22 protein-coding genes are annotated in these 26090 nt (G+C 59.5%); 11 read left to right on the forward strand and 11 right to left on the reverse strand.

All coding sequences use genetic code 11. The features are described from left to right. Positions 1-30: 30 nt before the first annotated feature. Both L1075_RS01460 and zntR read left to right on the forward strand, forming a co-directional pair. Positions 31-1011, forward strand: coding sequence for a DUF1853 family protein (locus L1075_RS01460; RefSeq protein ID WP_246939355.1), 981 nt, complete (start codon positions 31-33; stop codon positions 1009-1011). Between the two features lie 15 nt (positions 1012-1026). Beyond that, the gene (gene zntR / locus L1075_RS01465; protein ID WP_246939358.1) at positions 1027-1467 is read left to right on the forward strand and encodes a Zn(2+)-responsive transcriptional regulator; all 441 of its coding nucleotides are present in this window, start codon (positions 1027-1029) and stop codon (positions 1465-1467) included. Positions 1468-1476: 9 nt separating this feature from the next. On the opposite strand, the gene L1075_RS01470 is transcribed toward zntR, so the two are convergent. Together L1075_RS01470 and L1075_RS01475 are read right to left on the reverse strand one after the other, a co-directional pair. Continuing rightward, positions 1477-3120 carry an FMN-binding glutamate synthase family protein gene (locus L1075_RS01470; protein WP_246939361.1) on the reverse strand — a complete coding sequence of 548 codons (1644 nt, stop codon included), beginning with the start codon at positions 3118-3120 and terminating at the stop codon, positions 1477-1479. 94 nt (positions 3121-3214) lie between these two features. Continuing rightward, positions 3215-4090: a carboxylate/amino acid/amine transporter gene (locus L1075_RS01475; RefSeq protein ID WP_246939387.1), complete on the reverse strand. Its 876-nt coding sequence runs from the start codon at positions 4088-4090 to the stop codon at positions 3215-3217. Positions 4091-4118: 28 nt separating this feature from the next. Here L1075_RS01475 and L1075_RS01480 point away from each other — a divergent pair, with 28 nt between their 5' ends. The 3 genes from L1075_RS01480 to L1075_RS01490 all read left to right on the forward strand — a co-directional run bounded on the left by L1075_RS01480 (position 4119) and on the right by L1075_RS01490 (position 6301). Further along, positions 4119-4583 carry a DUF6314 family protein gene (locus tag L1075_RS01480; RefSeq protein ID WP_246939390.1) on the forward strand — a complete coding sequence of 155 codons (465 nt, stop codon included), beginning with the start codon at positions 4119-4121 and terminating at the stop codon, positions 4581-4583. A 110-nt stretch (positions 4584-4693) separates the two neighbouring features. Beyond that, positions 4694-5161 carry an outer membrane lipoprotein gene (locus L1075_RS01485; RefSeq protein ID WP_246939392.1) on the forward strand — a complete coding sequence of 156 codons (468 nt, stop codon included), beginning with the start codon at positions 4694-4696 and terminating at the stop codon, positions 5159-5161. A gap of 150 nt (positions 5162-5311) precedes the next feature. Beyond that, the gene (locus L1075_RS01490) at positions 5312-6301 is read left to right on the forward strand and encodes a lipid A deacylase LpxR family protein (protein WP_246939395.1); all 990 of its coding nucleotides are present in this window, start codon (positions 5312-5314) and stop codon (positions 6299-6301) included. 61 nt (positions 6302-6362) lie between these two features. On the opposite strand, the gene L1075_RS01495 is transcribed toward L1075_RS01490, so the two are convergent. Next, positions 6363-6647 carry a hypothetical protein gene (locus tag L1075_RS01495; protein ID WP_246893763.1) on the reverse strand — a complete coding sequence of 95 codons (285 nt, stop codon included), beginning with the start codon at positions 6645-6647 and terminating at the stop codon, positions 6363-6365. A 266-nt stretch (positions 6648-6913) separates the two neighbouring features. Between L1075_RS01495 and L1075_RS01500 the strand changes: the two genes are divergently transcribed. After that, positions 6914-7402 carry an FKBP-type peptidyl-prolyl cis-trans isomerase gene (locus L1075_RS01500; protein WP_040243966.1) on the forward strand — a complete coding sequence of 163 codons (489 nt, stop codon included), beginning with the start codon at positions 6914-6916 and terminating at the stop codon, positions 7400-7402. A 70-nt stretch (positions 7403-7472) separates the two neighbouring features. Here L1075_RS01500 and L1075_RS01505 read toward each other — a convergent pair whose 3' ends face one another. Beyond that, a complete protein-coding gene (locus L1075_RS01505) occupies positions 7473-8147 on the reverse strand; it encodes a CDP-alcohol phosphatidyltransferase family protein (protein ID WP_052445101.1) in 675 nt (224 codons plus the stop codon). 86 nt (positions 8148-8233) lie between these two features. On the opposite strand from L1075_RS01505, the gene msrA reads away from it, so the two are divergent. Then, on the forward strand, positions 8234-8836 hold the full coding sequence (gene msrA, locus L1075_RS01510; protein ID WP_040243968.1) for a peptide-methionine (S)-S-oxide reductase MsrA: 603 nt from the start codon (positions 8234-8236) through the stop codon (positions 8834-8836). Positions 8837-8846: 10 nt separating this feature from the next. On the opposite strand, the gene L1075_RS01515 is transcribed toward msrA, so the two are convergent. The 3 genes from L1075_RS01515 to L1075_RS01525 form a co-directional block, all read right to left on the reverse strand. Then, a complete protein-coding gene (locus L1075_RS01515) occupies positions 8847-10049 on the reverse strand; it encodes an MFS transporter (RefSeq protein WP_246893766.1) in 1203 nt (400 codons plus the stop codon). Between the two features lie 102 nt (positions 10050-10151). Beyond that, positions 10152-10715 (reverse strand): C40 family peptidase, encoded by a 564-nt coding sequence (locus L1075_RS01520; RefSeq protein WP_246893767.1) that lies wholly within the window; start codon positions 10713-10715, stop codon positions 10152-10154. 342 nt (positions 10716-11057) lie between these two features. Further along, positions 11058-13514: a DUF1266 domain-containing protein gene (locus tag L1075_RS01525; RefSeq protein WP_040243971.1), complete on the reverse strand. Its 2457-nt coding sequence runs from the start codon at positions 13512-13514 to the stop codon at positions 11058-11060. Between the two features lie 204 nt (positions 13515-13718). Here L1075_RS01525 and L1075_RS01530 point away from each other — a divergent pair, with 204 nt between their 5' ends. After that, positions 13719-15167 carry an NAD-dependent succinate-semialdehyde dehydrogenase gene (locus tag L1075_RS01530; RefSeq protein WP_246939398.1) on the forward strand — a complete coding sequence of 483 codons (1449 nt, stop codon included), beginning with the start codon at positions 13719-13721 and terminating at the stop codon, positions 15165-15167. 13 nt (positions 15168-15180) lie between these two features. Continuing rightward, positions 15181-16461 carry a 4-aminobutyrate--2-oxoglutarate transaminase gene (gabT, locus tag L1075_RS01535; protein WP_075367820.1) on the forward strand — a complete coding sequence of 427 codons (1281 nt, stop codon included), beginning with the start codon at positions 15181-15183 and terminating at the stop codon, positions 16459-16461. Between the two features lie 84 nt (positions 16462-16545). On the opposite strand, the gene L1075_RS01540 is transcribed toward gabT, so the two are convergent. From L1075_RS01540 to L1075_RS01555, 4 genes are all read right to left on the reverse strand, one after another. Beyond that, the gene (locus tag L1075_RS01540; protein WP_075367819.1) at positions 16546-17835 is read right to left on the reverse strand and encodes an acyltransferase family protein; all 1290 of its coding nucleotides are present in this window, start codon (positions 17833-17835) and stop codon (positions 16546-16548) included. A gap of 136 nt (positions 17836-17971) precedes the next feature. Beyond that, positions 17972-18214: a GlsB/YeaQ/YmgE family stress response membrane protein gene (locus L1075_RS01545; RefSeq protein ID WP_246939400.1), complete on the reverse strand. Its 243-nt coding sequence runs from the start codon at positions 18212-18214 to the stop codon at positions 17972-17974. Positions 18215-18324: 110 nt separating this feature from the next. Further along, a complete protein-coding gene (mdoH, locus tag L1075_RS01550; protein ID WP_246939402.1) occupies positions 18325-20802 on the reverse strand; it encodes a glucans biosynthesis glucosyltransferase MdoH in 2478 nt (825 codons plus the stop codon). A 16-nt stretch (positions 20803-20818) separates the two neighbouring features. Beyond that, complete coding sequence (locus tag L1075_RS01555; protein WP_245798001.1) at positions 20819-22408, reverse strand: glucan biosynthesis protein G; 1590 nt, start codon at positions 22406-22408, stop codon at positions 20819-20821. A 254-nt stretch (positions 22409-22662) separates the two neighbouring features. On the opposite strand from L1075_RS01555, the gene L1075_RS01560 reads away from it, so the two are divergent. Continuing rightward, positions 22663-24192: a glucosyltransferase domain-containing protein gene (locus L1075_RS01560; RefSeq protein ID WP_246939404.1), complete on the forward strand. Its 1530-nt coding sequence runs from the start codon at positions 22663-22665 to the stop codon at positions 24190-24192. 199 nt (positions 24193-24391) lie between these two features. Next, positions 24392-25987, forward strand: coding sequence for a solute:sodium symporter family transporter (locus L1075_RS01565; RefSeq protein ID WP_246939406.1), 1596 nt, complete (start codon positions 24392-24394; stop codon positions 25985-25987). Positions 25988-26090 lie beyond the last annotated feature (103 nt).

Raw genomic sequence — 26090 nt, forward strand, 5'->3', positions numbered from 1 at the left:
GACGACAGGCGCCTTACACATGACGACGAAATGACGCAAGCACTGCTCGATGCCGCCATGCCCGCGCTGGAAGACGAATGGGCATCGTTTGACCACCCCTGGGTGCGTGATCTCGCTTGGCTATTGCATGCACCGGATATCATCGACAGCGATTACCCGGGCCGGCCGACACTCGAGGAGCTCGGGCTTGAAGACGCTTCGTGCAGAAAGGCTTGGCTGCATGCACTCGACGCCGAGCCACAACGGCTCATATCGTATATCGGCGCGACGCCACCGCGACGTCTGGGGCATTATCATGAGCGCCTCTGGCACGCCCTTCTCGACCTTGCCCCGGCAACTCACCTACTGGCCACCAACATCGCGATTCACGAGGCCAGCCGCACCCTCGGTGAGCTAGATGTAATCTATGCCGATCGACAGGGACAGCCCATCCATCTTGAATTGGCCATCAAGTATTATCTGGGCCTTCGCGAAGGACCCGGCGACGAACGCAACCCGGCACGCTGGATCGGCCCCGGCTGCGTCGACTCGCTGGCGCGCAAGCATGCCCATACTGATCATCATCAGTTGCCCCTGGCACATCATCCGCGCTCGATGGCACGCTTGAACGCGCTGGCTATTGACCCAAGATCACTTCGGCAGCGAGCAGCCATGCTCGGGATGCTCTTTTATCCTTGGCCCATCACGATAGCGGCGCCGCATCCGGCACACACCACCGCCACGCATGGCAATTGGCTGCCATGGCAAGACTGGCCGATACTGCGTGACAACTTGCCAACGGGGACCCTGGGCGCCCCGCTTCACAAGCCACATTGGCTTGCGCTTCCCGGGGGCGAGTCCTATCGCTCGCTAGAGAGCGTAGACGCCGAACTCGAGACACACTTCACGGGTACCGGCGCGCCACAGCAATATCATCTGCAAGCGCCCGACGGCACCCAGCGGCGTTTTTTCATCGTACCCGATGACTGGCCGCGAAGCCTGCCACTGCCACCCATTACGTCCACTATATGAGGAGGAGAGCCCACCATGCTACGGATCGGAGAACTGGCCGAGCGTAGCGGCGTCAGCGTCGATACGTTGCGCTACTACGAAAAGGAAGGATTACTCCCGGATGCCCAACGCGGCGACAACGGCTATCGCTACTACGCTGCGGACAACCTCGAGCGCCTACATTTCATCCTGCGCGCCAAGCGTCTGGGCTTTACCCTGGCCGACATTCGTGAGCTGCTCTCGCTGCAGGTCGATGCCGATGCGCACACCTGCGAAGAGGTCAAGCATGTTGCCGAGGACAAACTCGCCGCTATCGACGCACGCCTCGCGGAATTGCATCACATGCGCCAGGCGCTGGCCCACCTGACCGATGCCTGCTGCGGCGGCCCGCACGCAGCCACACAATGCACGATCCTAACCGCCTTCGCCAACGGCAAGGCCGCCCCCGAGCCGCACCAGCACCGTCATGACGCCTGAAAAATGCCTCTACGCGGCCGTCGACCCACTCGTTGCATCAGCCACCTGCATGGGGGCGAAGCTCTTGGCCTGCGCCATGCGCCAAATACGCCCATAGAACGGGCGCTGACCGGGGTCGCGCAACAACTCGCCAGGCTCCAGAAACGGATGTAGATGAGAGAATAGCTTCACCTCGTTTTCCGAGACCCGGTGCACGAGGTGGTCCGGGGTGATCTGCCACGGGCGCGTCAGCCCCGCCGCGGCGATCATCTCTGCCAGGGCATGCAGGGTATTGTGATGAAAGTGATACACCTGCTCGGCCTTGTCGCCGACCACCAATGCTTTCTGACGTAGCGGATCTTGGGTGGCCACTCCCGTCGGGCAGCGGTTGGTATGGCAACTTTGCGATTGAATACAGCCCAGCGCAAACATGTACCCACGTGCGGCATTAACCCAATCGGCACCCATTGCCATGACCCGAGCGATATCGAAAGCGCTGATGATCTTGCCGCTCGCTCCGAGGCGAACCTGCTCACGCAACCCTACGCCGACCAGCGTGTTATGCACGAACAAGATCCCTTCACGCAGTGGCGCTCCCAGATGATCGGAGAACTCGACCGGAGCCGCGCCCGTGCCCCCTTCACTGCCATCGACGACGATGAAATCGGGCACAACCTCGGTTTCAAGCATTGCCTTGACGATGGCCATGAACTGCCAGGGTTGGCCGAGACACAGCTTGAAGCCGACCGGCTTGCCGCCGGAAAGCTCACGCAATTGCGCGATGAAATCAAGCATCTCGAGCGGCGTCGAGAACGCCGGATGGCTGGCCGGCGAGAGACAATCCTCGCCTTGAGGGATCTCCCGCGTCTGGGCGATTTCCGGGGTGATCTTGTCCGCCGGAAGCAGCCCTCCGTGACCGGGCTTGGCACCTTGGCTGAGCTTGACCTCGATCATCTTGACCTGCGCATCGCTGGCCTGCTCGGCGAAGCGCTTCGGGTCAAACTCTCCAGCCGGCGTACGACAGCCGAAATAACCACTGCCGAGTTCCCAGATCAGATCACCGCCATGTTCGCGATGATACGGACTGATACCCCCTTCCCCAGTGTCATGCGCGAAGCGTCCAAGCCAGGCGCCCTTGTTGAGGGCGCGAATCGCATTAGCGCTCAATGCACCGAAACTCATCGCCGAGATATTGAATAGCGAAATCTCATAAGGCTGGGCGCACTGGCCGTTACCGATGGTCAGACGAAAATCGTCCGGCTCTGCCACAGATGCCGTTTCCATCGAATGGCCGATGTACTCATAGGCATTGGCGTAGACATCGCGCAGGGTCCCGAAGGGCTTGGCATCGTTATGCTGGCGCGCTCGCTGGTAGACTAAACTACGCTGCACATGGGAAAACGGCAGCTGCTCGGTATCAGCCTCGAAAAGATACTGACGCAACTCCGGACGTAATGCCTGAAAGACATAACGCAAGTTACCAATGATCGGGTAATTGCGACGTACCGCATATCCACGCTGTGAAAGATCGGCAATACCCACGAGTACCAGTACGCCACTCACCAACGGCACCAGCCACACACCATGCCACTGTATGGCCATGAGCGTCGTCACCAGCGTGATCACACAGCACACCGTGAAAAAACCGTAACGCGATAACAAAGAATGCTTCATGAAGATGTCCTGAACGAAAGGCGTCATCACCATGAAAACACGAAACGTCGTCCGGGTTTAGAGCCGCCTGGCTCAACAGGCGGCCGCAACGCGATCAAGTAATACCAAGCGACGCCTGATGACGCCGGCGCCACCAAGTATTGATCAGTAACGAGGCCAGCAATATTCCCCCGCCCAACATCAGACGCGGCACATCCGCGTCGCGGTTCCAGATTAGCAGATTGACCAGCAACCCGGCGGGCACCAGCGCATTGTTCATGATCGCCAGCGTCCCAGCATCGACTCGACAAGCCCCCTTGTTCCAGAGGAAGTAACCAAGCCCCGATGCAACGACGCCCAGCCATAGCAAGACGCCCCACTGTAGCGAGGTCGTCGGCAACGCCGTGGTATCGCCAAACAGCCAGAACGCCGGTAACGCCACACACAACGCTCCCAGGTAGAACCAGCCGAAGACATGGCGATGCGCTACCTCCTGTGGCAAGCGCGGCGCCAAATGACGATAAGCGACCTGCCCCACGGCGAAGCATAGGTTCGAGCTCTGTACGACCAGGAACCCGGCCCAATAGGCGTCGCTGATGTCAGCGTAACGAATGACCGCCGCCCCGAACACGGCAAGCGCAGCAGTGAGCAGATAGAATGGCGTAAAGCGCCCCTTGAGTATGTCGTCGATCAAGGTGATATAAAGTGGTGTGAAGATCGTGAACAGCAAGACTTCCGGCACGCTCAACAACAGAAACGACTGATAGAAACCAATATACATCGCTCCCAGTTGCACAGCGCCAATGGCCATCAGTCCCAATACATGCTCGAGCGGCAAATGTCGCGGACGTAGCCAGATCAGAAAGACCAGCGCCGCCAACCCAATGCGGGTGAGCACCGCGAAATAACTATCGACCTGGCCAGAGAGGTAGACGCCGATCAGGCTGAAAGAAAATGCCCAGAGCGTCGTCACGCCAATCAAATATCCCATTTATAGTTAACCTACGGATTTACAGAAGTTGACTGCCATTATACGCCTGTCACGCTTGTTGCCTAGTATTCACCGATTGAGCTTCACGTCTCGCTCGGGACATGCCTCCGAAGTGGCCTGGTCCGGTCAGGGTGCAGGAACCGTAGCGCCCGAGACACATACCGACTGGGTACGCTTCGTCGAACAAGGCCATTTTCTGCCTCAAGGTCAATCCCACGAGGTAGCGTTTCGCAATGTCTATCGCTGGGACCTTCACCCTGAACATATCGCGCTCTATCACGAGCGCCGGGGCCCCGACGCTGCGGTCTGGCTATTCGATCTCGTCGCCGACTCCGCAACCACATTGACCAGCAAGTCGCCTCATCTCTGCGGTGCTGATACCTACCAGGCCCGACTCACTTTTGAACCTCATGGTTTTCGACTCGAATGGCATATAGTGGGGCCTCGCAAGGATGAGCGACTCGTCTACCATTATCGGCAGCCAGACGATTAATGCAGCGCAGTGACGCATCCTCGTCGACAGCACTGGCCGGCATCGTAACAACGCGCTAGAATAGTTTGAGAACGCTGTTTTCAAACAGCACGAAAAGTAACGGAGGTCGCATGAAAGCACTACTTCCTTTAGCACTTATCGGGTCATTGGCACTCGCCGGATGTGCCAACACATCACCTTATTCGGGCGATGTGTATCGCAGCGGGCAGGCCGAAACCGCGCAGTCGGTGACTTACGGCACCATCACGTCGGTGCGTCAGGTGCAGATTCAAGCCGGCGATCAGAACGAAGGCATTCTGGGTGGCCTAGGCGGCGCCGTGCTGGGTGGCTTGCTCGGTAACCAAGTCGGTGGCGGGTCCGGGCGTACCATCGCCACCGCAGCCGGGGCCATCGGGGGCAGCGTCGCCGGCAGCAAGGTCGAAGATGCCGCCAATCGTACCAAAGCCTGGGAGATAGAAATCCGGCGCGATAGCGGCGACTCCGTCGTCGTGGTCCAGAACGCTGACCGCAACTGGCAAGTAGGACAAAAAGTACGCATGGTGGGCAGTGGAGCCAACCTGAGTGTCGCACCTTATTGATCGCCCATAAGCGATAGCCAAGCAGGCAATGTGCCGCCCGAGTGTTTTCACGACCCGGGCGGCATTAGCAGGGCCAAATTTTCCTATCCGACGTCGCTTACATACGCTATCGTATGTGACGTGATACGCCACGGATAGGAAAATCGTCTTATGAACCCAGGACGCTCGCTCGCTTACCTCGCCTCGACCCTCGCCTTTGCGGCCTTTTCCAGTCCCGTGCTGGCTGACGGAATGCTTACGATCAAGAGCGAAAATGATCTGTTCGCCAGCGGCGACGACGGGCATTACACCAATGGACTGGAAATAAACTGGTCATTCACACCCGACGAAAGACATTGGACACGACGCCTCGCCGACGCCGTGCCCGGCTGGTCGGGCACGGAGCTCGACGGCGTGGCTTATCGCGCCGGGCAGCAGATCTACACACCCAACGACATCGACCGCTCAGACCTCGTCGAGAACGACCGTCCCTACGCGGGCCTGCTCTATGCTGGCGTGTCACTCTTCGATGACCGCCAGTACAGCGGCTGGCGCCAGGCGGACGATCTCCACTTCGACGCCGGCATCGTGGGGCCGGCATCGGGGGGGAAAGCCATACAGAAGAACTTTCATCACCTCATCGGTAGCGACGAACCCAACGGCTGGTCGAACCAGATTCATAACGAACCGGTGCTGAACCTGACCTACAAGCGCAGTTGGTGGCTGCAAGACTCGCTCGGTAACCTGGACGTGGAGTATGGCCCCAACGCCGGCTTTGCCCTCGGCAACCTGTATACGTATGCCGCAAGCGGCGTGGGCCTGCGTATTGGCGATAACCTACAAAATAGCGCCGGCATGCCTGCCGTAGCCCCCGCCCAAAGCGGTAGAAGCCATTTCACACCCGGCCAAGGTTTCAACTGGTATGCGTTCGCGAGCCTTGAGGGCCGCTTCATGGCTCATAACCTGCTGCTGGATGGCAATACCTTCGAGGACAGCCACTCAGTAGACCGCCGGCAATGGGTCGGCGATGCGCTAGCCGGTATCGCCTTGACGTGGGACAGCTGGCAGCTCACCTACACCAGCGTCTGGCGAACCGATGAATTCGAAGCCCAAGACGAAAATGACCAATTCGGCTCATTGACGCTTTCGCTATGGCTGTGACGTCCCCGACGACAATGCCCCGCATCAGCGGGGCATCGATCTAACGCAGAACAGCTTTTCGTCAATGTAACTTGACGCGGCGCATCAGCCAGCATCCCACGCGCTTGGCGATCCAGTAAAAAAGCGCCAGGATGATCAACGTCAATAACATCGAGATCGGATTGACGATAAAAGTGGCGCCCAACACGGCCAAGGCAATACTCCACACCCAGCGATCGTCACCGTCCAGCTGCAACGCCGCCGGGATGCGGCGCATGACCACCTTTCCGAGAGAGCCGTCCCACGCACGCAGCGCCAGGAAAAGAATCACGGCGAAAGCGATCAGCCAGATCAGCGTTACGGTCATGTTGGCCTCCTGATAGGCAACGTCGGTAGTCTTTCAATTACACCAATTGACGGCAGGGTACCGCCACCCCCCTTACCGCGCAACCGGCGCGACGTCCTGACGCAGGGCGCTACTCAAGAGACCGTTCGGCGGCGAATTCGTTCCCGATGCACCTTGAAGTGTCGTCATGCAACTCAAAGGGCATATGAAAACCCCGAGAGGCCCCTGACACACTTGGGTGAGCGCGTTACCATGGGTAGCGACATACACCCAGAAAGGTCTTCAACATGCAGATTGCCCAGAATTCCGTGGTTTCCTTCCACTACACCCTCACCAATAACGAGGGTGAAGTGCTGGACAGCTCGGAAGGCCGCGATCCTCTGACTTACCTGCACGGCGCGGGCAACATCATTCCAGGGCTGGAAAAGGAACTGGAAGGCCGTCAGAGCGGCGAGAACCTCAAAGTCACCGTCGAGCCGGCAGAAGGCTACGGTGAAACACAGCCCGGCCTGATGCAAGAAGTGCCGCGCGATGCCTTCCAGGGCGTCGACGAAATTCAACCGGGCATGCAGTTCCAAGCGCAGACCCAAGGTGGGCCGCTCATGGTCACGGTCACTCAGGTCGAAGGCGACACCGTCACCGTCGATGGTAACCATCCGCTGGCCGGTCAGACCCTGAATTTCGATGTCGAGATCGCTGAAGTGCGTGAAGCTTCCGAAGAAGAAGCCGAACACGGTCACGTACACGGTGAAGGCGAGCAAGAACAGGAGCACTAAGCGCTCTTTCGCAACACCTGACGTGAAAACGGGCGGCCCTCAGGCCGCCCGTTTCATGTCTACGCCCCGCCTACCTTGGCTCGACTTTCGATGAGCCAGCGCCTTTTTCGAACGCCCCCTCGGATGTACCTTCAGCTCTGGACAAGGCACGGTAGCCTCCCCCGATGCGCGTTGCTGTCGTGAGCAGGCACGCCAACGCGAAGAAGACCGCCCACCTGGGAAAGTATGCCGGCCACAAGCAGAACACCATGAAGGCAATGATCGTCTCGGTGCCTTCGGTCAAGCCATCCAAGTAATAAAATGCCTTGTGTTCAAAGTGCGGACGCTCCAAATCATGGCGTGTCGCGGCGATCGCAAAGGCCAGAAACGATGCGCCGGTCCCCATGAAAGCGAAGAGCAAAAAAGCCGCAGGCAAAGCGTTTGGCACCGGGTCGGCAAGCGCGAATCCCAATACCACGGCGGCATAGAAAACAAAGTCCAGGACAATATCGAGAAATCCGCCAGCATCGCTTTGACATTGCAGGTGACGCGCCAAGGCGCCGTCCAGCCCGTCACACACACGGTTGAGGACAATCGCCACCAGTGCCAGACCATAGGCCTGATAGGCCAATAACGGCAACGCCAGCATGCCGATTGCAAAACCACCCACCGTCAGTTGAGTCGGCGTCATACCGCGACGCCCCAAGCCAGTGGCACAGCGCGCCAGTACCGGCGCGACCCAAGCGTTCGTCCATTTATCCAGCATACGGGCTTCCGCTATTTTTCGAGTAGACTTGATGTATGTTCACCGCAGCAGCATGGCACATTAACCCGACGCTCAGGAGCTTCCCGATGCGCTTTCCCGTGATGGCGTTAGCCCTACTCGCAACGCTTGCATTCATTCCCATTTCCCAGGCACATGCCGCACAGCGCGAGGCCATCTTCGCCGGTGGCTGTTTCTGGTGCATGGAGCCGCCTTACGACAAACTCGAGGGCGTCGTCTCGACCACCTCCGGCTACATCGGCGGTGAAAGCGAGCGCCCTACTTACGAGCAAGTCAGCGGCGGCAATACCGGCCATGCCGAGGCGGTCAAGGTCGTCTACGATGACGAGGTCGTGGGCTATGACACGCTGCTCGACGTGTTCTGGCACAATATCGATCCCTTTGCCGAGGGACGCCAATTCTGCGATGTCGGCAGCCAATACCGTAGCGCCATCTTCCCCCTCGATCAGCGTCAGCGACGTCTCGCCGAAGCGTCCAAAGAAGCCGTGGAAACGCGCTTCGAGCGCGACGTCAAGACACGTATCGAGCCGAAGGCTCCCTTCTGGGACGCCGAGGAATACCATCAGAATTTCTACAAGAAAAACCCCGTGCGCTACCGCTTCTACCGTGCCGGCTGCGGTCGTGACGACCGACTCGAGGCCGTATGGGGCGATGATGCCGGCAAGCCTTGAAAGTACGCGCTCAGGTCGCCGCTGGCATGTCGGCTATGCGTCGCTCGCGACGCCACAGCCAAGCCGCCACGTTAAAGGTTCCCAGCAATACCAGTAGCGAGGCAGCGATCACCCCGCTCCACTGCCAACGCGCCCAGAACGGCTCCAGATAAAAACCGCCGAGGCTGGCGCCCAAATAGTAGAACACCAGATACAACGACGACGCACTGCCCCGCGCGCGCAGTGCGTGCCGCCCTACCCAGCTCGAGGCCATCGAGTGCGCGAGAAAGAACCCCACGGCATTGACTGTCAGCCCCACGATGATCGTGATCAAGGAGGGTATCAACGTGAGTAACGAGCCGCTCATCAGGATGCCAATGCCCAGCATCATGCAGGTCGGCTGCGACAAACGCTGTGCGATACGCCCAGACAGCGCCGAGCCCACGGTGCCGCCGAGATAGGTCAGGAAGATCAAGCCCAACCATTGCGAGGTGAGAGAAAACGGCACCCCACTGAGCCGAAACGTCACATAGCTGTATTGATTGATGAAGATGAAGAAGTTGAACCCGCCAATCAGGTAGGCGGCAATCAACCGGGGATCACGCAAATGCCCCTGCATGTCGCGCGCAGCCTGCCCCACCCGCAACGGTGAAGGGCGGAACTGGCGGGCTGGCGGCAAGGCGCGCCAGAAGACCCAGGTGCATGCCAGGCTCAGACACGCGATCGCCACGAAGCTACTATGCCATCCCCAATGTTCGGCAACCGTACCGCCGATGACGCGCCCGCCGATCCCACCCAGCGTGTTACCGCTGATATAGAGCCCCACGGCCAGCAAAAGCGCCGGCTTGTTGAATTCATCGCCCATCCAAGCGATCGCCACCGCCGGCAACCCGCCCAGCAAGAATCCCTGCAAGGCACGCAAGGCCAGTAAACTCGCGAAGTTGGGCGCAAATGCCATGACCAAGGTGCAGAGACTGGCGAGTACTAGCGTGACACGCATGATGGCGGCTCGGCCGATGGCATCGGAAAGCGGCCCGTAGAACAGTAGCGACAGTGCCAGCGTCAACATACTCACCGACATCGCACTGCCCGCGGCCAGCGTCGAGACCTCGAAGCTCTCGCGAATGGCCGGCAGCAAGGGCTGGAGAACGTATAAGTTGATGAAGACAGTAAAGGAGCCCAGGCACAGTGCCAGGGTTGCGCGCCACCAGGCGCGGGTCCGCGGTTCGATCATGACGTCCTCCATGAATGCATCATGATCTCGTTCGGCGCACCGCTATACAAACCAGACGCGAGCCGAACCTGTCGGCCAGGCATGACGAAAACTGCGAGCCGCTCATCCTTCGTGGGGTTGGCGCTCGATACGCGCCGCCAACTGGGTCCTGTCCATGGGCCGCCGTGACTGCCAGTAGTGACGATTCCAGTAGACGTTGTCGAGGCGTGACAACTTGACGCCCTGTGACGTCGAGGCATGCAGAAAATAGCCATCATCGACATAGACGCCAACATGATTGTACGGGCCGGGGGAATGGAAGAAGACCAAGTCGCCAGCTTCGAGCTCGCTGCGCTGAACTCGACGCCCCTCTTGCATTTGTTGCCCGGTGGTACGCGGCAAAGAGATATGGAACGCATCGCGATAGACATGCTGCATCAACGCCGAACAATCGATGCCGCGTTGCGTGGTCCCGCCAAGACGATACGGGGTGCCTACCCAGCGCTGGTGTTCGGAGAGTAGTGCCTTGCGAATACGCACCGGAGATACGAGCGCACGCTGAACATCGCTGGCGCGAAAGGTGGCCAACGGAGATCTGCGGCCCGCGTCGGACAGCGCGCCTTCACCGGCCTTGGCGGCCGCGGACAGGGAAGACGATTGCGGAGCGGGATGTTGTGGGCTTTGCATGGCGCAGCCCCCCAACAAAGCAGTCAGTACCCATCCCAATGCCATGGTTCGAAGCATCCAAGCGACCTCATCACACGTATTCAACCTCGCGGATGCCTCGGGGCGTTTGCATGAATGCAATACGGCGCCCTGCCTTACTAGGCATTACCTGGCGAGGGGGTCGCTGTGGTGGTGGCGCACATCGCAGGTGCCACCGCCAAAGCGGCCTAGACTCGACTCGTTAACATGCCATGTGCCCGCTGGAGAGCATCAAGGCCGAGATGATGATAGAGAAACTCCCGCCTTTTGACGAGAGCTCTCGAAAGCGGGATACGAAATGTTTCATCCCGGCGCCCCATCCGGTCAGTGCAGCGTCCGCGCATCGCCCGGCAATGTATCGATATGCAGAGGCGCCCAGTGACGTGCGGGGGCACCCGGAAAATCGAGACTCGCCCAGCCACCGGACAACGGTGGCGCGGCCGTCAACCAAGCGGTCAGCGCCTCGCCGAATCCCTGCAGGAACGCCTCGCGCTCATCGGTCTCGCCCATGAAGAAGGAGAATCCCGCATAAAGCCCCCGGGCATAATCGTACCAACTCGCATAGTGCGATTGCGCCAAATGAGCGGCGCGCTCCACCAAGGTGTCGAACTCCACTGCCGACAGCCAATCCATCTGTCGCCCGGCAATGGCGAGATCGACGGCCTGCGCCACATCCCAGGCGGCCATATCATACTCGTTGCACCCCGAGGCGTTATTCTCGACGCGCCGCAGGCGCAGTAGATGATTGCGATCATCCTCACTGCACTCGCCAGACTCGATGATCGCGACTTCCTCACGCAAGCGCGCGGAATTGAGCGTATAAGGCGCATAGTTGATCTGATATTCCTGACGGTCGCCTGCTTCGATCAAGAAATCCAGGAACTCCTTGAGCGCCTCCGCCGACAACAACCCATAATGACTATCAAGCCATTCACGAAGCTCTTCACGCTCGCTGCCAACTTCAGGGCCCGGAGCACTCCAGACAGGGGCATTGAGAGGCCCGACCAACGCCAGGGCCGTAAAGCGTGGCAACGACAAACGCTCGCCGGGTTCAAGCCAGGTACCATGTCGCCAGTCGAGCCAATGGAAGGGACTTCCAGGGTCATCGCGGTGCCAACGTATTTCTGCCACCAGGGATGGCTCATCCGCCTCGGGCAACGCCGCTTCCCATGCCGCCCACGCCTCGATCAGCGCCTTGGGGCCACTATAAAAGCGGCTCAGAACGCCGCGCAGCGACTCCGCCAGCGTCTCGAGCTCGCGCCGGTCGTAATCACCGCTGTCGGCACACATCATCAGGTAGAAGGCGTATTTCTCCGCCATGAAGATCGTCGCCGCATGGCGCGTACAGTGCTTGAGGCCGTTGCGTAACCGCACGGCCTCCGGCATGGCGTTTCCAAAGGGCGTTTTCGCCGCGGGCAATGCACCGTGAGCGGCATCGGCGGCCAGTTGATTGAGATGATGCACCTGCCCGGGCAACCATAAGCTGGCCAGGCCGGCCGTCCCCATGGAAGGCTCGAGACCCAAGGTGTCACGAAGATAGCGACGCGCTTCGTCTCGCTGCTGTGAATCTGGGGTGCGGTCAATGCCCTGTCGGTACAACAGATCAGGTTCACGCATCGCCGCCAACGCCAGGACCCAGTGCCACGCCGGCGCGCGCCAGTCGCGTATCGCCTGCCGCGCTGCCTCTCGCTGGGCGTCGTCCAGCAGTGCCTCGAGCGTCATCTGCCAAGGACTCGACCGTGAACGCAACAAGACGTCCCAGTCACGCGCGAAATCCGCACGCCGATCAGCCCCTTCGAAAAGACTACGACCACGCTGGTACGCCTTGGCGACGGCCGTCCAGCCGCGATACCGGCGCATCAGCAGGTCGCCCGCGTGTGTGGCGAAAGCCTCGGCTTCCTGCGCATCGAGCCAGCCCGCGTTCCAACCCGCATAGGCTAGATCCGCCAGCCGCAGCCAATCCCACGCCGCCCATTCCAGAGGCTCTCCGCTGTCGAGAAATGTCAGCATCATATGGCCGTAGTCACTCGCCTCACCGAGCGATGCCCACCACTGACGTCGAGCACTCTCACCTTGTGAAGTCAAACGCGCGGCATCGAGATCCCATGTGTAACGATGCCCTTGCCCGCTCAGCCACAGCAGCATGCGAATCAATTCATCGCGTCCGTCGATGCGCCAGACATCGGCCAACCAGCATTTTACCTCAGGCCAGTCCAAGCGCGCGTCACACGTCGCGGTCAGCACAGGGGCAAAAATGGCGCGCAGACGCCATACGCCACTATTCTGAGTGACCGGCCACGGCAGTTGGCAAGGTCGATCGGACAGCCACTCGGCAAGCGCCTCCCAGGTAACGCCAGCCGCTTCGCGCTCAAGTTGCGACAATGCGTCGCATGCCTCGAGAAAACCGTCATCGTCTTGTGTCCAATCGATTTGTCCCCGCTCGTGACGCAATACCGTCAGCCATGCGTCCAGAGAAGCATGATGCGCCTGGATATCGGCGGCAATCCACTCCGCCCAAGCGTGGGCTCGCGGAGCGTCCAGCCAGCCGGCAGCACCCGACAATGCCAGCAGCTCAAGTGCTTGTAGCTGGCGCAAGGCCTCGCCCTGCCCTGGCATGCACGCTTCGGCCAAGCGCCAGCCGAGCTCTCCCCGTTCGCGCACGTCCAACAACGCTAGGCGTGCCTGCGCCGTCTCGGGCGGCACACTCAACGGTTCGGGATCAAACGCCCAGCCGCACAGCACCAATTGCTGCGCCCACCAGGCGTTAAGAGGATCGATCAAGACGCACCTCACTCATAGACTCGGCATTCATACAACGGCGCCATAGTGTACCGGAAAGAGGCTGGTGTCGCCGATACACAAGGCACGATAACCTGCCCGTGCGAGATGCGAAAAATCGCTGGACGCCACCCTGATCAAGTGTTTTAAATAATGCACACACCGTCAAATAATAGGCGATGAACCACGCTTCATCCGGAGGCTTCCATGAGTCAACCAACACCCAACATCTTAATCGACCGCGCCTACATCGGCGGCGAATGGCGCGATAGCGAGCACCGTTTCGCGGTCACCGACCCTGCCACGGGCGAATGCCTAGCGCAGGTTCCCGATCTGGGCGCGGACGAGGCACACGACGCCATCGCCGCCGCCGAAGCCGCATGGCCGCAATGGCGTCGACGCCCTGCCAAGGAGCGCGCCTCCTTGTTGCGCGCCTGGTTCGAGCGTGTCATGACCCATCGCGAGGCACTGGCGCAACTCATGACCTTGGAACAGGGTAAGCCACTCACCGAATCGCGGGGCGAGGTCGCCTATGGGGCGAGCTTCATCGAATACTATGCCGAGGAAGCCAAGCGCATCGCTGGCGAGACCTTACCCGGCCACGGCGCCGATAAGCGTATTCTTGTCATGCGCGAGCCGATCGGCGTGGTTGCCGCGATTACGCCCTGGAACTTCCCACTGGCGATGATCACCCGCAAATGCGCCCCGGCCTTGGCGGCCGGCTGCCCAGTGGTGATCAAGCCCGCAGAAGCCACACCGCTGACTGCCCTGGCGTTGGCTAAGCTCGCCGATGATGCCGGGCTACCCCCAGGCGTTATCAACGTGCTCACTGCCGAGAAGCCCGCCGAGATTGGTCACGTACTGACCACCGACCCAAGGGTACGCAAGGTTTCGTTCACCGGCTCGACACCGGTCGGCAAACGCTTGTTGGCGCAGTGTGCGGAGACCGTCAAGAAAGCGTCTCTGGAACTAGGCGGAAATGCGCCCTTCGTGGTTTTCGACGACGCCGATCTGGATGCCGCTGTGGAGGGCGCCATCGCCTCCAAGTTTCGCAACTCCGGTCAGACCTGCGTGTGCACCAATCGCTTTCTGGTACAAGACGGCATCTACGACGCCTTCATCGCTAGGTTCGCCGAGCGCATCGCGGAACTCAAGGTCGGTAACGGTCTCGATGACGACGTGACCCAAGGCCCCTTGATCAACGCCGCGGCCATCGACAAGGTGCAGGCACACATTGCCGATGCCCGGTCCAAGGGCGCACGCTTGGTGTGTGGTGGCGAACCGCACGCGTTGGGCGGCACCTTCTTCCAACCGACCCTGCTCGCCGACGTCACCGCAGACATGCATGTCGCCCGCGAAGAGACATTCGGTCCCGTGGCGCCGGTATTTCGTTTCACCGACGAGGCACAAGCCATCGCCATGGCCAACGCCACCGAATTCGGCCTTGCCGCCTATGTCTATGCGCGCGACTATCGACGTATATGGCAAGTGATGGAGGGCCTCGAATACGGCATGGTCGCCATCAACGAAGGGCTCCTATCGACCGAACTAGCGCCCTTCGGCGGCATCAAGGAGTCCGGATTGGGACGCGAAGGTTCCCACCACGGCCTCGAGGAATACACCGAGCTAAAATACGTCTGCATGGGCGGACTTTAACAAGGAGGCAAGCATGAACAACGCACAGCTCAATGAACTCAAGACACGTTACGTCGCCAGCGGCGCCGCGAGCCCGGCGACCCAGTTTGCCGAGCGTGCCGAAAACGCCCTGATCTGGGACGCCGATGGCAATCGCATCATCGATTTCGCCGGCGGTATCGGCGTGCTCAACGTCGGCCACCGCCATCCCAAGGTGGTGCAGGCAGTCAAGGACCAGCTCGACAAGGTGATGCACACCTGCCAGACGGTGATGCCCTATGAGGGCTACGTGAAGGTCGCCGAAAAACTCAGCCAGCTCACTCCGGTACGCGGCCACGGCAAGGTGATGCTCGCCAACTCCGGTGCCGAGGCACTTGAGAACGCCGTCAAGGTGGCCCGCGCGGCAACGGGGCGCGACAACGTCATCTGCTTCACCGGCGGTTATCATGGCCGGACGTTCATGACCATGGCCATGAATGGCAAGGTCGCGCCCTATGCCACCGACTTCGGCAGCATGCCGGGTAACGTCTTCCGTGCGCCCTACCCAGTGCCCTATCACGGGGTCAGCGAGGAAGACGCGCTAAACGGCCTGAAGATGACGCTCAAGACCGACGCCAACCCCCGCGACACTGCCGCCATCGTGCTTGAGCCGGTACTCGGCGAAGGTGGCTTCTACGCGGCGTCGACCAGTTTCCTCGAGGCAGTCCGCGAGATCTGCGACGAGCACGGCATTTTGCTGATCGTCGACGAAGTCCAGTCCGGCTTCGGGCGCACCGGCAAGCTGTTCGCCATCGAGCACAGCGGCGTTGAGCCCGACATCATCACCATGGCCAAGAGCATGGCCGACGGCATGCCGATCTCCGCCGTGGTCGGCACCGACAAGGTCATGGACGCCTCAGGTGGTAATTCGCTGGGCGGGACCTACACCGGCAGTCCGGTCTCCTGCGCCGCTACCCTTGCGGTACTGGAAGTCTTCGAAGAAGAGAAGATCCTCGAGAAAAGCCAAGCACTGGGCGACAAGCTGGGTGAGCGCTTCGCAAAATGGCAGCAAGACTTCGCCTGCGTCGACAATGTCCGTCATCTGGGCGCCATGGCCGCCTTCGACGTGGTCGCCGACAAGACCAAGCACACGCCGGATGCTGAACTGACCGGGGCGCTGTGCAAAAAAGCGCGCGAGAAGGGATTGGTCCTACTTTCCTGCGGGCTCTATGGCAATACCATCCGTTTCTTGATGCCGGTGACCATCGAAGACGATATCCTCCAGGAAGGTCTGGATATCATCGAGGCCTGCCTCAAGGAATTGAGCCACGCGTAAACGCGCGAGCGTGATCGCATGACACAAGAGGGGCGCCATCTACATGGCGCCCCTCTTGTCGTTCATACCAGACGGCAGCTGACGTCAGCGCGCCACCTTCTCGGTATGCGACGGCGGCGACCCTGCCCTCGGCAGCAGCCAACGCTGCATGGCATTACGCACCCGCAGCACGAACTGTTCTTGAAACATTACGCAGAACAACACCGTCAGCAAGAGAAACAACGGATAGAACGCCAGCGAGCTGTCACCGGCGGCATCGAAACAAGCGCGAAATCCGCTCGTACACAGGGCTGGATCGCCCGCGAGCACGCGCTCGATTCGGGTGAAGATCACGAACAACGGAACATGCAGTGCAAACATCGGCAGCGACGCGCCGCCCAGCCGACTCGCCAAGCGACGGACACGGCGGCTCTCGGGCGTGCGCCATTGTGTAGCGAGTAGAATCAATGCCAACTGCGCGGGCAATAATAGGCCATTATGCAGCAGGTAGTACCAGGCATGGCCCTGACCCAACAACCAGACCGCCACCACCACACAGCCCGCCACGAATACCATCAGCATCAGACGCTGCCTGACATTCAGCCAGCCGCCTGAGGCGCGATAGCGGGTATACCACACACACAACAGTATTCCCGCCACGAACTCAGGCAAGCGAATCAATGGATTGCGGTGCAGGATCCCCGTTTCAGGCATACCGAAATCGGTCATGGCGATGACCAACAAGGGGGGGATCAGGTACAGCAAATTGTTCAACGCTAGGGCCCGACCCACGCGACGGATACGAAATAGGCGCGGCGCTATCCACGGGAAGAACAGATAAAAGCCCATCAACGCCGAAATCGACCAGGACGGCGGATTGAAGGTCAGGTAATACGGATTCCATGCATGCAGTAGCCCGGCATTGAGCACCAGGTTGAGCGCAAGCTCTGCGTTGCCCATGAAATGCTCCAGGGCACCCGGCGTCGCTTGTCCCAGATCATTATTGACATCGTAAATGACGAAACGAGGCGACATCCCAGCGTCTTCAGGTGATATCGCCAAATACCCTATTAAAGCGGACATGCCAACCGCCAACACCAGCGACCCGATATGAATCGGATACAAGTTCGAGAAGCGTTTGATCCAGAAGCTACGTGCCGGCTCACGTAGTTGGCGACGCTCATCGAGGTACACGTGGGTCAGCAAGAAGCCCGACAGCACGAAGAACGTACTGGTCGAGAAAAAACCGATATCTGTCACGTAATGCGACCAGTCGCTGATCGACGGGTAGGTGTGCAGAGTGTGGAAGATAACGATATAAAGTCCGAGCGTGAAGCGTAACCACTCCAGACCTATAAAGCGTTCCTTCTGGCCTGGCTGTTGTGTCTTGTCCATAAGCACGAATCTCACAGCAGTTCCGAGGACACGGCATCCACGAAAAACCCCGACCTCTCAAAGGGGCCGGGGCAAGGAATCATTCGTTTTCCATATTCAACGGACACTCTTCAGGGCATCGGTAACCCACGACGCGCTACGACTTCCGGATCTTGGCTACGATCCACAGCAACAGCACGGCACCAATCACGGCCATGATCAACGAGCCGATGATATTGGTCTGCGCAAGTCCCAGTAGACTGAAGAGAAAGCCGCCAATAACCGCGCCCACGATGCCGACACCGATGTTGCCGAGGATACCGAAGCCGCCACCGCGCATGATCTTGCCGGCAATCCAGCCGGCCAAGCCCCCGATGATCAACCACAAAATGATGCTCATTCCTTCATCTCCTTCTTTCCTTGAATGCGACGCTAAACGAAAGGTCACTCACAGACCTCATCTCCAGCATAGCAGCTAGGCCAGCGGCGATGACGTCATAGCCCATCGCCTCATCCCGGTACACGCCATGAGACAGGCATCGGCGTACCGAGTTCGCGCCAGTCCGGGTGTGCGTCGGGCGATGTCCATACCCAGTAATGCAGCATCGACAGCAACACGGGGTCATCGAGAAAGTTCAGCTTGGCCGAAGGCTCCACCTTAATGGGGTTCTCGGTGACGACCGCCCTGACCCGTTCCTCGCGACGCTGTCTCAGAAGCGCCGATATGCCATGTCGGCTCGTGGCCAACGCACACCCTAGCGCATTGGCCATAGGATCGACGACCACTTGCACGAATGTCGGTGCTGCCGCCTGCTGGGCACGCATACGTTTCAGATGACGCACCATGCGCCGCAACACACGCGGGGGATGCGTCTCTTCGGGAATACGAAACAAGCGCGCATGCTGACACCAGCGCCCCAGCGACACACGGCTGGAAAACACCGAAACCGGGATCGACACCATCAAGGCGCCCACGATCGGCGCCAGCCACCAGAGAAAGGTCGGCTCCATGTAATACACGCCCGCGGCCCACACCGCTCCGATAAGCGTCTGAAAGCCGTGGTGACGCACGGCATCGCCCCACGGCGTATCGCTGTTGTCACGCGACGGAGAGCGCCACTGTATGGCGCGTCCTAGAAGCGCTGTCAGTACGAAGCGAGTATGGAAGAGCATTCGTACCGGCGCCATCAGCATGGAGAACAGCGATTCCAAGACCATGCCCACAAATAGCCGCAAGCCGCCGCCGAACTCCTTGGACCCTTGCGCGATGACCAATATCACGCTGAGCACCTTGGGCAAGAACAAAAGCGTGGCCGTCGCCGCGAACAGTCCCACCGCCATGGTCGGATTCCACTGCGGCCAGACAGGAAACATCATGCCGGGCTCGGGGAAATACTGCGGCGTACTCAACGTATGTACCGCCAGCAAAGCGGTCGACAAGATCAGGAACAAGCACCACAACGGCGCCGATATGTACGACATCACTCCAGTCAGGAAGACCGCGCGATGCACGGGATGGATGCCCTTGGCCAGAAACAGGCGAAAGTTCATCAAGTTGCCATGACACCAGCGACGATCGCGATTGAGTTCGTCGAGGAGGTTGGGGGGCATCTCTTCGTAACTGCCATCCAGGTTGTAGGCGATCCACACGCCCCATCCCGCCCGGCGCATCAATGCCGCTTCGACGAAATCGTGAGACAGAATTTCCCCGGAAAGCGAACCTTTCCCAGGCAGCGGTGCCAGCATGCAGTGACGCATGAAGGGGGCCAGGCGAATGATCGCGTTATGCCCCCAGTAATGCGATTCGCCTAACTGCCAGAAATGCAGCCCCGCCGTGAAGAGAGGTCCATAGACACGCGTCGCGAACTGCTGCATGCGTGCATAAAGGTTCAAGCGGCCAGAGGCGCGCGGCGCGGACTGGATAATCCCAGCCTTGGGATGCGCTTCCATCAACCGCACCAAACGCGTCAAGCAAGCGCCGCTCATGACGCTGTCGGCATCCAGCACCACCATATAGCGATAATTGGCGCCCCAACGACGGCAAAAGTCATCGATATTGCCGCTTTTACGCTTCATTCGACGCTGTCGGCGTCGATAGAAGACGCGGTCGAAGGCCTCCAACTCACGACATAATGCCAGCCAGGCGTGCGTCTCCGCGATCGCCAGTTCGGGATCGAAGGTATCGCTCAAAATAAACAGGTCGAAGTGGCGCTCCTGGCCGCTATCGCGCAGCGACTCGAGCGTGGCCCGCACGCCAGCAAAAACGCGCGCCACATCCTCATTGCAAATGGGCACGACCAGCGCCGTACGCGCCGTTTCGTCGATCGGCGCATCTTCCTGTACGTCACGCGCATCGATCGCGTAGCGGTCGCGTCCGCGCAAAAGCTGGAAGAACCCCATGAGGGCCGTCCAGAATCCCGCCGAGACCCAGCAAAACAACAGCACGAACAACGTCAGGATGGCGACTTCGAGCGCTTGCTTGCCTTGATAGGGCAATACCGAACGCATGTATTCCGCCGCCACCAGGCTTTGCCCTACCACCAGGAGCAACAGAATCTTGCGACGCAGCCTGCCGACTTTCTGCCAACGTGGAGTCGGCATGGCGTCCGCCCCACCCTTTTGACGTCGGCGAAAGCCACGCTCTATCCAGTTGCGCGTACGCTGGGCATAACGCACGAAAGGATTGGTCGCCCATGGCGCCGGCGCCAAGGGTGTACGCACGATCGGCGGCGTAGTGCAAAGCCGCGTAATGCCTTGCGCGTCAGTCGTGAGCACGGTGGGCGGCGCCAACGGACGGGCGCTATACGCCAGCGACAGGCGCGCGCCCACCGACGCCGCGGCCGGGTCGTCCTCCGAGACCTCGCACGCGCCGAGACTCGAGTGCAAGGCTTCCATGCCTTGATCATCGAGGCGACTCGCGAGCAATTCGCGGCGCGCCCCTCGGGAGTCCGTTTCCTGTGCCAGGCGTTCGAGGTAATCGCCGGTCACTGTATCAACTCGTTGATCAACCATTGGCGGGGAGCCGGTAATACCAGGTTTCCGAAAGCCGCGCATCCCCATCTTTCAGGTAAGCGCGAATATCCAGAGGTTTACTGTCATCGCTACGCTTGACGCGTACGAACATCCTCCAACCACCTTCGGCGTCATTGGGAACGACACGACTTTCGACCAGTTCGCCGTTATCTCCGACGGAGGCATCGACTTCCATGCTGGCACCGTCCTTGATCGATTCCAGTCCCGGCCCCTTGAAATCGACGATGAACGCCAGCGAACCATCGGTCTCGCGTACCAAGTTGTCTTTGCGTACCTCGCCCTGTGAGCGACGCGTCTGGCCAGCCCAGGATAAATCGGGGCTATGGAACTTGGCTTCGTGCGTCGTCCAGTACATGCGATAATTGAAGTCGAGTTCATCGCCCGCTTGCGGCGCTTCGTCAGGCTTCCACAAGGTGACGATATTGTCGTTGGTCTCGTCTGGCGTGGGGATCTGGATCAATTCGACCTGGCCCTTGCCCCAATCATCTTGAGGCTCGATCCACACGCTTGGACGACGATCGTAACGATCTTTGAGATCTTCATAATCGTGAAAGTCGTGACTGCGCTGCAGCAGTCCGAAGCCCTTCAGAGAGTCGACATCCTGCTCGTCGATCATCAACTTGTCAGGATTGGCAAGCGGGCGCCAGGTCCACTTCTCGTCATCGCCGCCATCGTGCACCAACAAGCCATTGGAATCATGAATCGCTGGCCGGTAATTGAGTGAATCCGTGGGCTGGCCAGGACCATACAAGTACATGCTCGTCAGAGGCGCGACCCCCAGTTTTTCCACGGCGTTACGCATGAAGAGGTGCGATGTCACATCGACGACGGTGTCTTCGCCGGGACGGAGAACGAAGCGATAAGCGCCGGCAAGGCTCGGCGAATCGAGCAGTGCGAACACCGTCAGATACTGACTATCGCTGCTTGGCTTGACGACCCAGAACTCACGAAATGCGGGGAATTCCTCACCACTGGGTAACGCCGTGTCAATCGCCAGACCACGACCGGAAGCACCATAAGTCTGATCACGCCCCAAGGTGCGGAAATAACTCGCCCCCTGAAAAGCCATGACTTCATTCATCCGATCGGCGTCATTGAGCGCATTGGTCACCTTGAATCCCGCAAACCCGAGGCCCTCGAGATCTTCCTCGGGAATATCCAGGTCACCGTAAGCGAAATCGTCAGGATCGAAGGAAATGTCTTCCACTTCACCTTCCACCACGGTGTGTATCTTCACCGAAGTGTCGTAGTGCATCCCTTTATGAAAGAAAGCGAGATTGAAGGGTAAGTCGTCGTCTTCCCACAGCGCGTGCCCATCTTTGGTATGGATCTTGGCGTAATCCGCGTACTCCAGATTGCTCAGCGATTCCGGCAAGTTCGTGCCGGGTGCTTGATACCCTTGCTCGGAACGTTGTTCGGCTTTCTTGACCACATCCTCGAAGCCAAAGGCCATACATGCCTGCGCCGCGAAGGCTAACCATACGCCCAGCATGCCCGCGAGCGGGCGACTACAACGACGCGGAAAAATTGCCGTCAAAAAATGTCGATTCGGTACACTCACATTACTACTCCCTTGCGGCTTTTCAGGGGCCAGTCGCCCCTTTACGTCACATTCTTCGGCTGGACACACTAACGTATGCAATACACCCAACGAAGATGAAAGTTCCAGAGGCGACGCAGATCGATGAGACGAGAAGCCCTCCATGCTCCCGATACAAGAGCTTAGCATCACGCAGGGCATGAAGGGAGCCCACCGGCAGCGTTGTCGTCACATTGCGCCCATCCACGTCTTCTCCAAACCACGAAGGGTACCTGATGTCGATACCGTCAATTCCGTCTCCCTCTCGCACGCCGAGCCTCGATGTCTGGCGATGGATGGGAACTTTCATTGGTCTTGTGCTGGCCACTTACCCGATCGTGGCGGCCGATCGTCTCTATCTCGACGATATCTGGCGCAGCATGTATGGCGAGCCCGGTTGGACCTCGAATGCGCGCCCTCTTGCCGACGTCGTCATGCTCGCACTCAATCAAGGCTCTCGCGTCGTCGAGCTGGCCCCACTTCCTTTATGGCTGGGATTGGCTGGCGTCGCGACCATGCTCGTTGCGCTACGTCAGGCCTTTGTAGAATTTAGCGACGGTCACGCCTGGCTCGCGATGTCGATGTTGGTATTGCAGCCCTTCTTCCTGCAGAACCTTTCCTATCAGTTCGATGCCTTGCCGATGGCACTTGCCGTCAGCTGCGCCGGACTGGCTCTCGCCGTCGGCATGCGAGCATCAGCGGGAAAGGGGGTCATGCTGTCAGCCATCGGCTTATTCGCCAGCCTATGCTTCTATCAGGCGGCAGTGAGCGTTTACTTCGTGCTACTCGCGTTTCATGCCCTGCTCAGCCTGGCTACGCATGGCACGCTGCAATGGCGACGCCATGTCGGTTTGCTTGCCACTGGCGCCGTCACGCTCCTGGGATACAAGCTGATCTCGGGATGGTGGCTGGCTGGCGGCTATAGCCTATCGCATAGCCAAATGGCCGCCCCCGCGGCATTGCCCATGCATATCGTCGACAACACCCTGACATTCTGGCGCTATGCAGCCAGGACACTCGCTGGCGCACCTTGGTGGGGCCTATCGGCCACGACCCTGATCGCACTGACCGGCCTGACCCTAGGTGCCCTCCGTCCGTCACAGGCCAAGCACCCCCTTGCATGGCCCTGGCGGCTCTTGCTCATGTTGATCATATTGCTGCTACTACCGCTTGGCGCACTCGGCATCATGGCGGCGCTTGAAGACCCTCTCTGGCGTCCGCGCACCTTCATCGGGTTCGGTGCCTTGTGCGCCGGCTCACTGTTCTGTGCAGTGGCTACTTGCGAATATTACGGATGGCGCCGCTTAGGCGTTTCAATGCTTGTTCTCGTGCTGGGAGGTGCCACGGTGATCGCTTATGCCTACGGCAATGCCCAGGGCAGTCAGAAATCGTTCGAGGAAAGCGTGTCGCGCCAGCTGGTCGACGACCTGCGACGACTCGAGGCGGAAGGTGCCCTCGTCGTCTTCGGCACTCTCCCACTCAGTAAAAGCGCCGACAATACCGTGCATGCGTTCCCCATACTCAAGGAACTAGTGGGAAGTTATCTCGACAACGGCTACTGGTGGGGCTATCAAAACCTCTACCGCCTGGGCTTGCCCCAACGTTACGCGTTCAATGGCGACCAGGCGCTGCGCGACGCCTTCGCTGACCACTGCACTACTCTCGAGCCTCTCTTGGAACGTGGCTGGTACACGCTATATCAGTGGCAAGACGCAATCTTCGTGTCCTTGGACGGGGCTTGTCGACGGGATACTGGCGACTCATGAGCCGTGTTATACAGACATTACTTGGGCAATGTCAGACAAATGGCGAATGGTAGTTTACTGTTTGCCGGCTAAAATTCGTCACCACGATGTAGTGTCATCGACGCGCCCGTACGCTTGAAGCCTGACGATATGCCAAGGGCAGTCGCCAGTCTTCAATCGCCACGGCCATGATCCATGAAAGTCCAAGGATGCCCATTCCATGCATGCCCTGACGCTGATCTCGTTTCTTTTCTTCACGGGGCTCGTCGCACTGATCACTTGGTTGATCACGCGCCGCGACGACCTGCGTAGCACCAGCGGCTACTTCTTGGCCGGTCGTAGCCTGACTTTTCCGCTGATCGCCGGCTCACTTTTGATGACCAATCTCTCCACCGAGCAGATGGTGGGTCTCAATGGATCCGCCTTCACCGATGGCCTGAGTGTCATGGCGTGGGAGGTCGTTGCGGTCGTGGCTCTGGTGCTGCTGGCGCTTTTCTTTCTGCCACGCTTCCTGCGTAGCGGGATCGCGACCATCCCGCAATTACTGGAGATCCGCTTCGACCACGGCACGCAGTTGATCTGTAACATCATCTTCCTGATCGCCTATGCGGTCATTCTGCTCCCTATCGTGCTGTACTCCGGCGCGATCGGCTTGCAAGGCATGCTCGATCTCCAAGGGCTGACGGGTATCGAATCGGGCAGTTTTCTGCTGTGGGCGACCGTATGGATCGTAGGCCTGATCGGCGCCGTGTATGCGCTCTTCGGGGGGCTGCGGACGGTGGCCGTGTCCGATACGCTCAATGGCGTCGGGCTGCTCATCGGCGGCCTCTTGATCGTGTTTTTCGCTCTCAATGCGGTCAGCGATGGCGGAGGCATCCTGGCCGGCTGGGATATCCTCAACGAACAGCATCCCGAGATGTTCAATTCGATGGGGCGCGAGGATCAGGCCGTACCCTTCGCCACGCTGTTCACCGGTGTCTTCCTGATCAACCTGTTCTACTGGACCACCAACCAGCAGATCATTCAGCGCACCTTCGCCGCCAAGAGCCTTGCCGAAGGCCAGAAAGGTGTCCTGCTAACCGGTTTCTTCAAGCTTCTCGGCCCCCTGTACCTCGTACTCCCGGGTATCATCGCGTATCACATGTATGCCGACCAGGGCGTCAAGGCCGATGAAGCCTACGGCCACCTGGTGTTCGACGTCCTGCCCCCTTACCTGACCGGCTTCTTCGCTGCCGTGATGGTCGGCGCCATCCTGTCGTCGTTCAACTCGGCGCTGAATAGCACCACAACACTATTCAGCCTGGGCATCTATAAAGGCGTCATCAACAAGAACGCCGATGAAGCCCAGGTCGTTAAAGTGGGGAAGATCTTCGGCTGGATCATGGCCATTGCCGCCATGGTCATCGCACCGCTTCTCGCGGGTCAGGAAAGTTTGTTCAGCTACTTGCAGACGATGAACGCGATTTACTTCATTCCCATCCTGGCCGTGGTCCTGGTCGGGCTTCTCACTAAGCGCGTCCCCGCCATTGCCGCCAAGGTAGGCTTGGTCGCGGGTTGCTTGTTGATAGCAGCGGGATATTTCATACCGCCCTTCAACAAAATTCTCGACGTCACTAGTCAGTACCATTTCGTAGCAGGCGTCTTCGTGCTGCTGATCGCCATCATGCTGATCATCGGCAAGGTCTACCCGCGCGAAACCAAGTGGGTTCATCAGGATGCGGGCGAAGTCGACCTGACTCCCTGGAAAGGTGCTTGGCCCGTGGGCTTGGTGCTAGTCCTGTGCGTCATCGCCATCTACGCTGCGTTTGCCGGCTAGACGACCCTACGACAACACGCATGACACAAAAGGCCCGCGCCGTGATGGCGCGGGCCTTTTCATTGTCGAGGAGCAAAAGCATCGCCCTTGCAAGCCGGGCATC

The sequence above is a fragment of the Chromohalobacter beijerinckii genome, from assembly GCF_023061185.1.
Lineage (GTDB): Bacteria > Pseudomonadota > Gammaproteobacteria > Pseudomonadales > Halomonadaceae > Chromohalobacter > Chromohalobacter beijerinckii.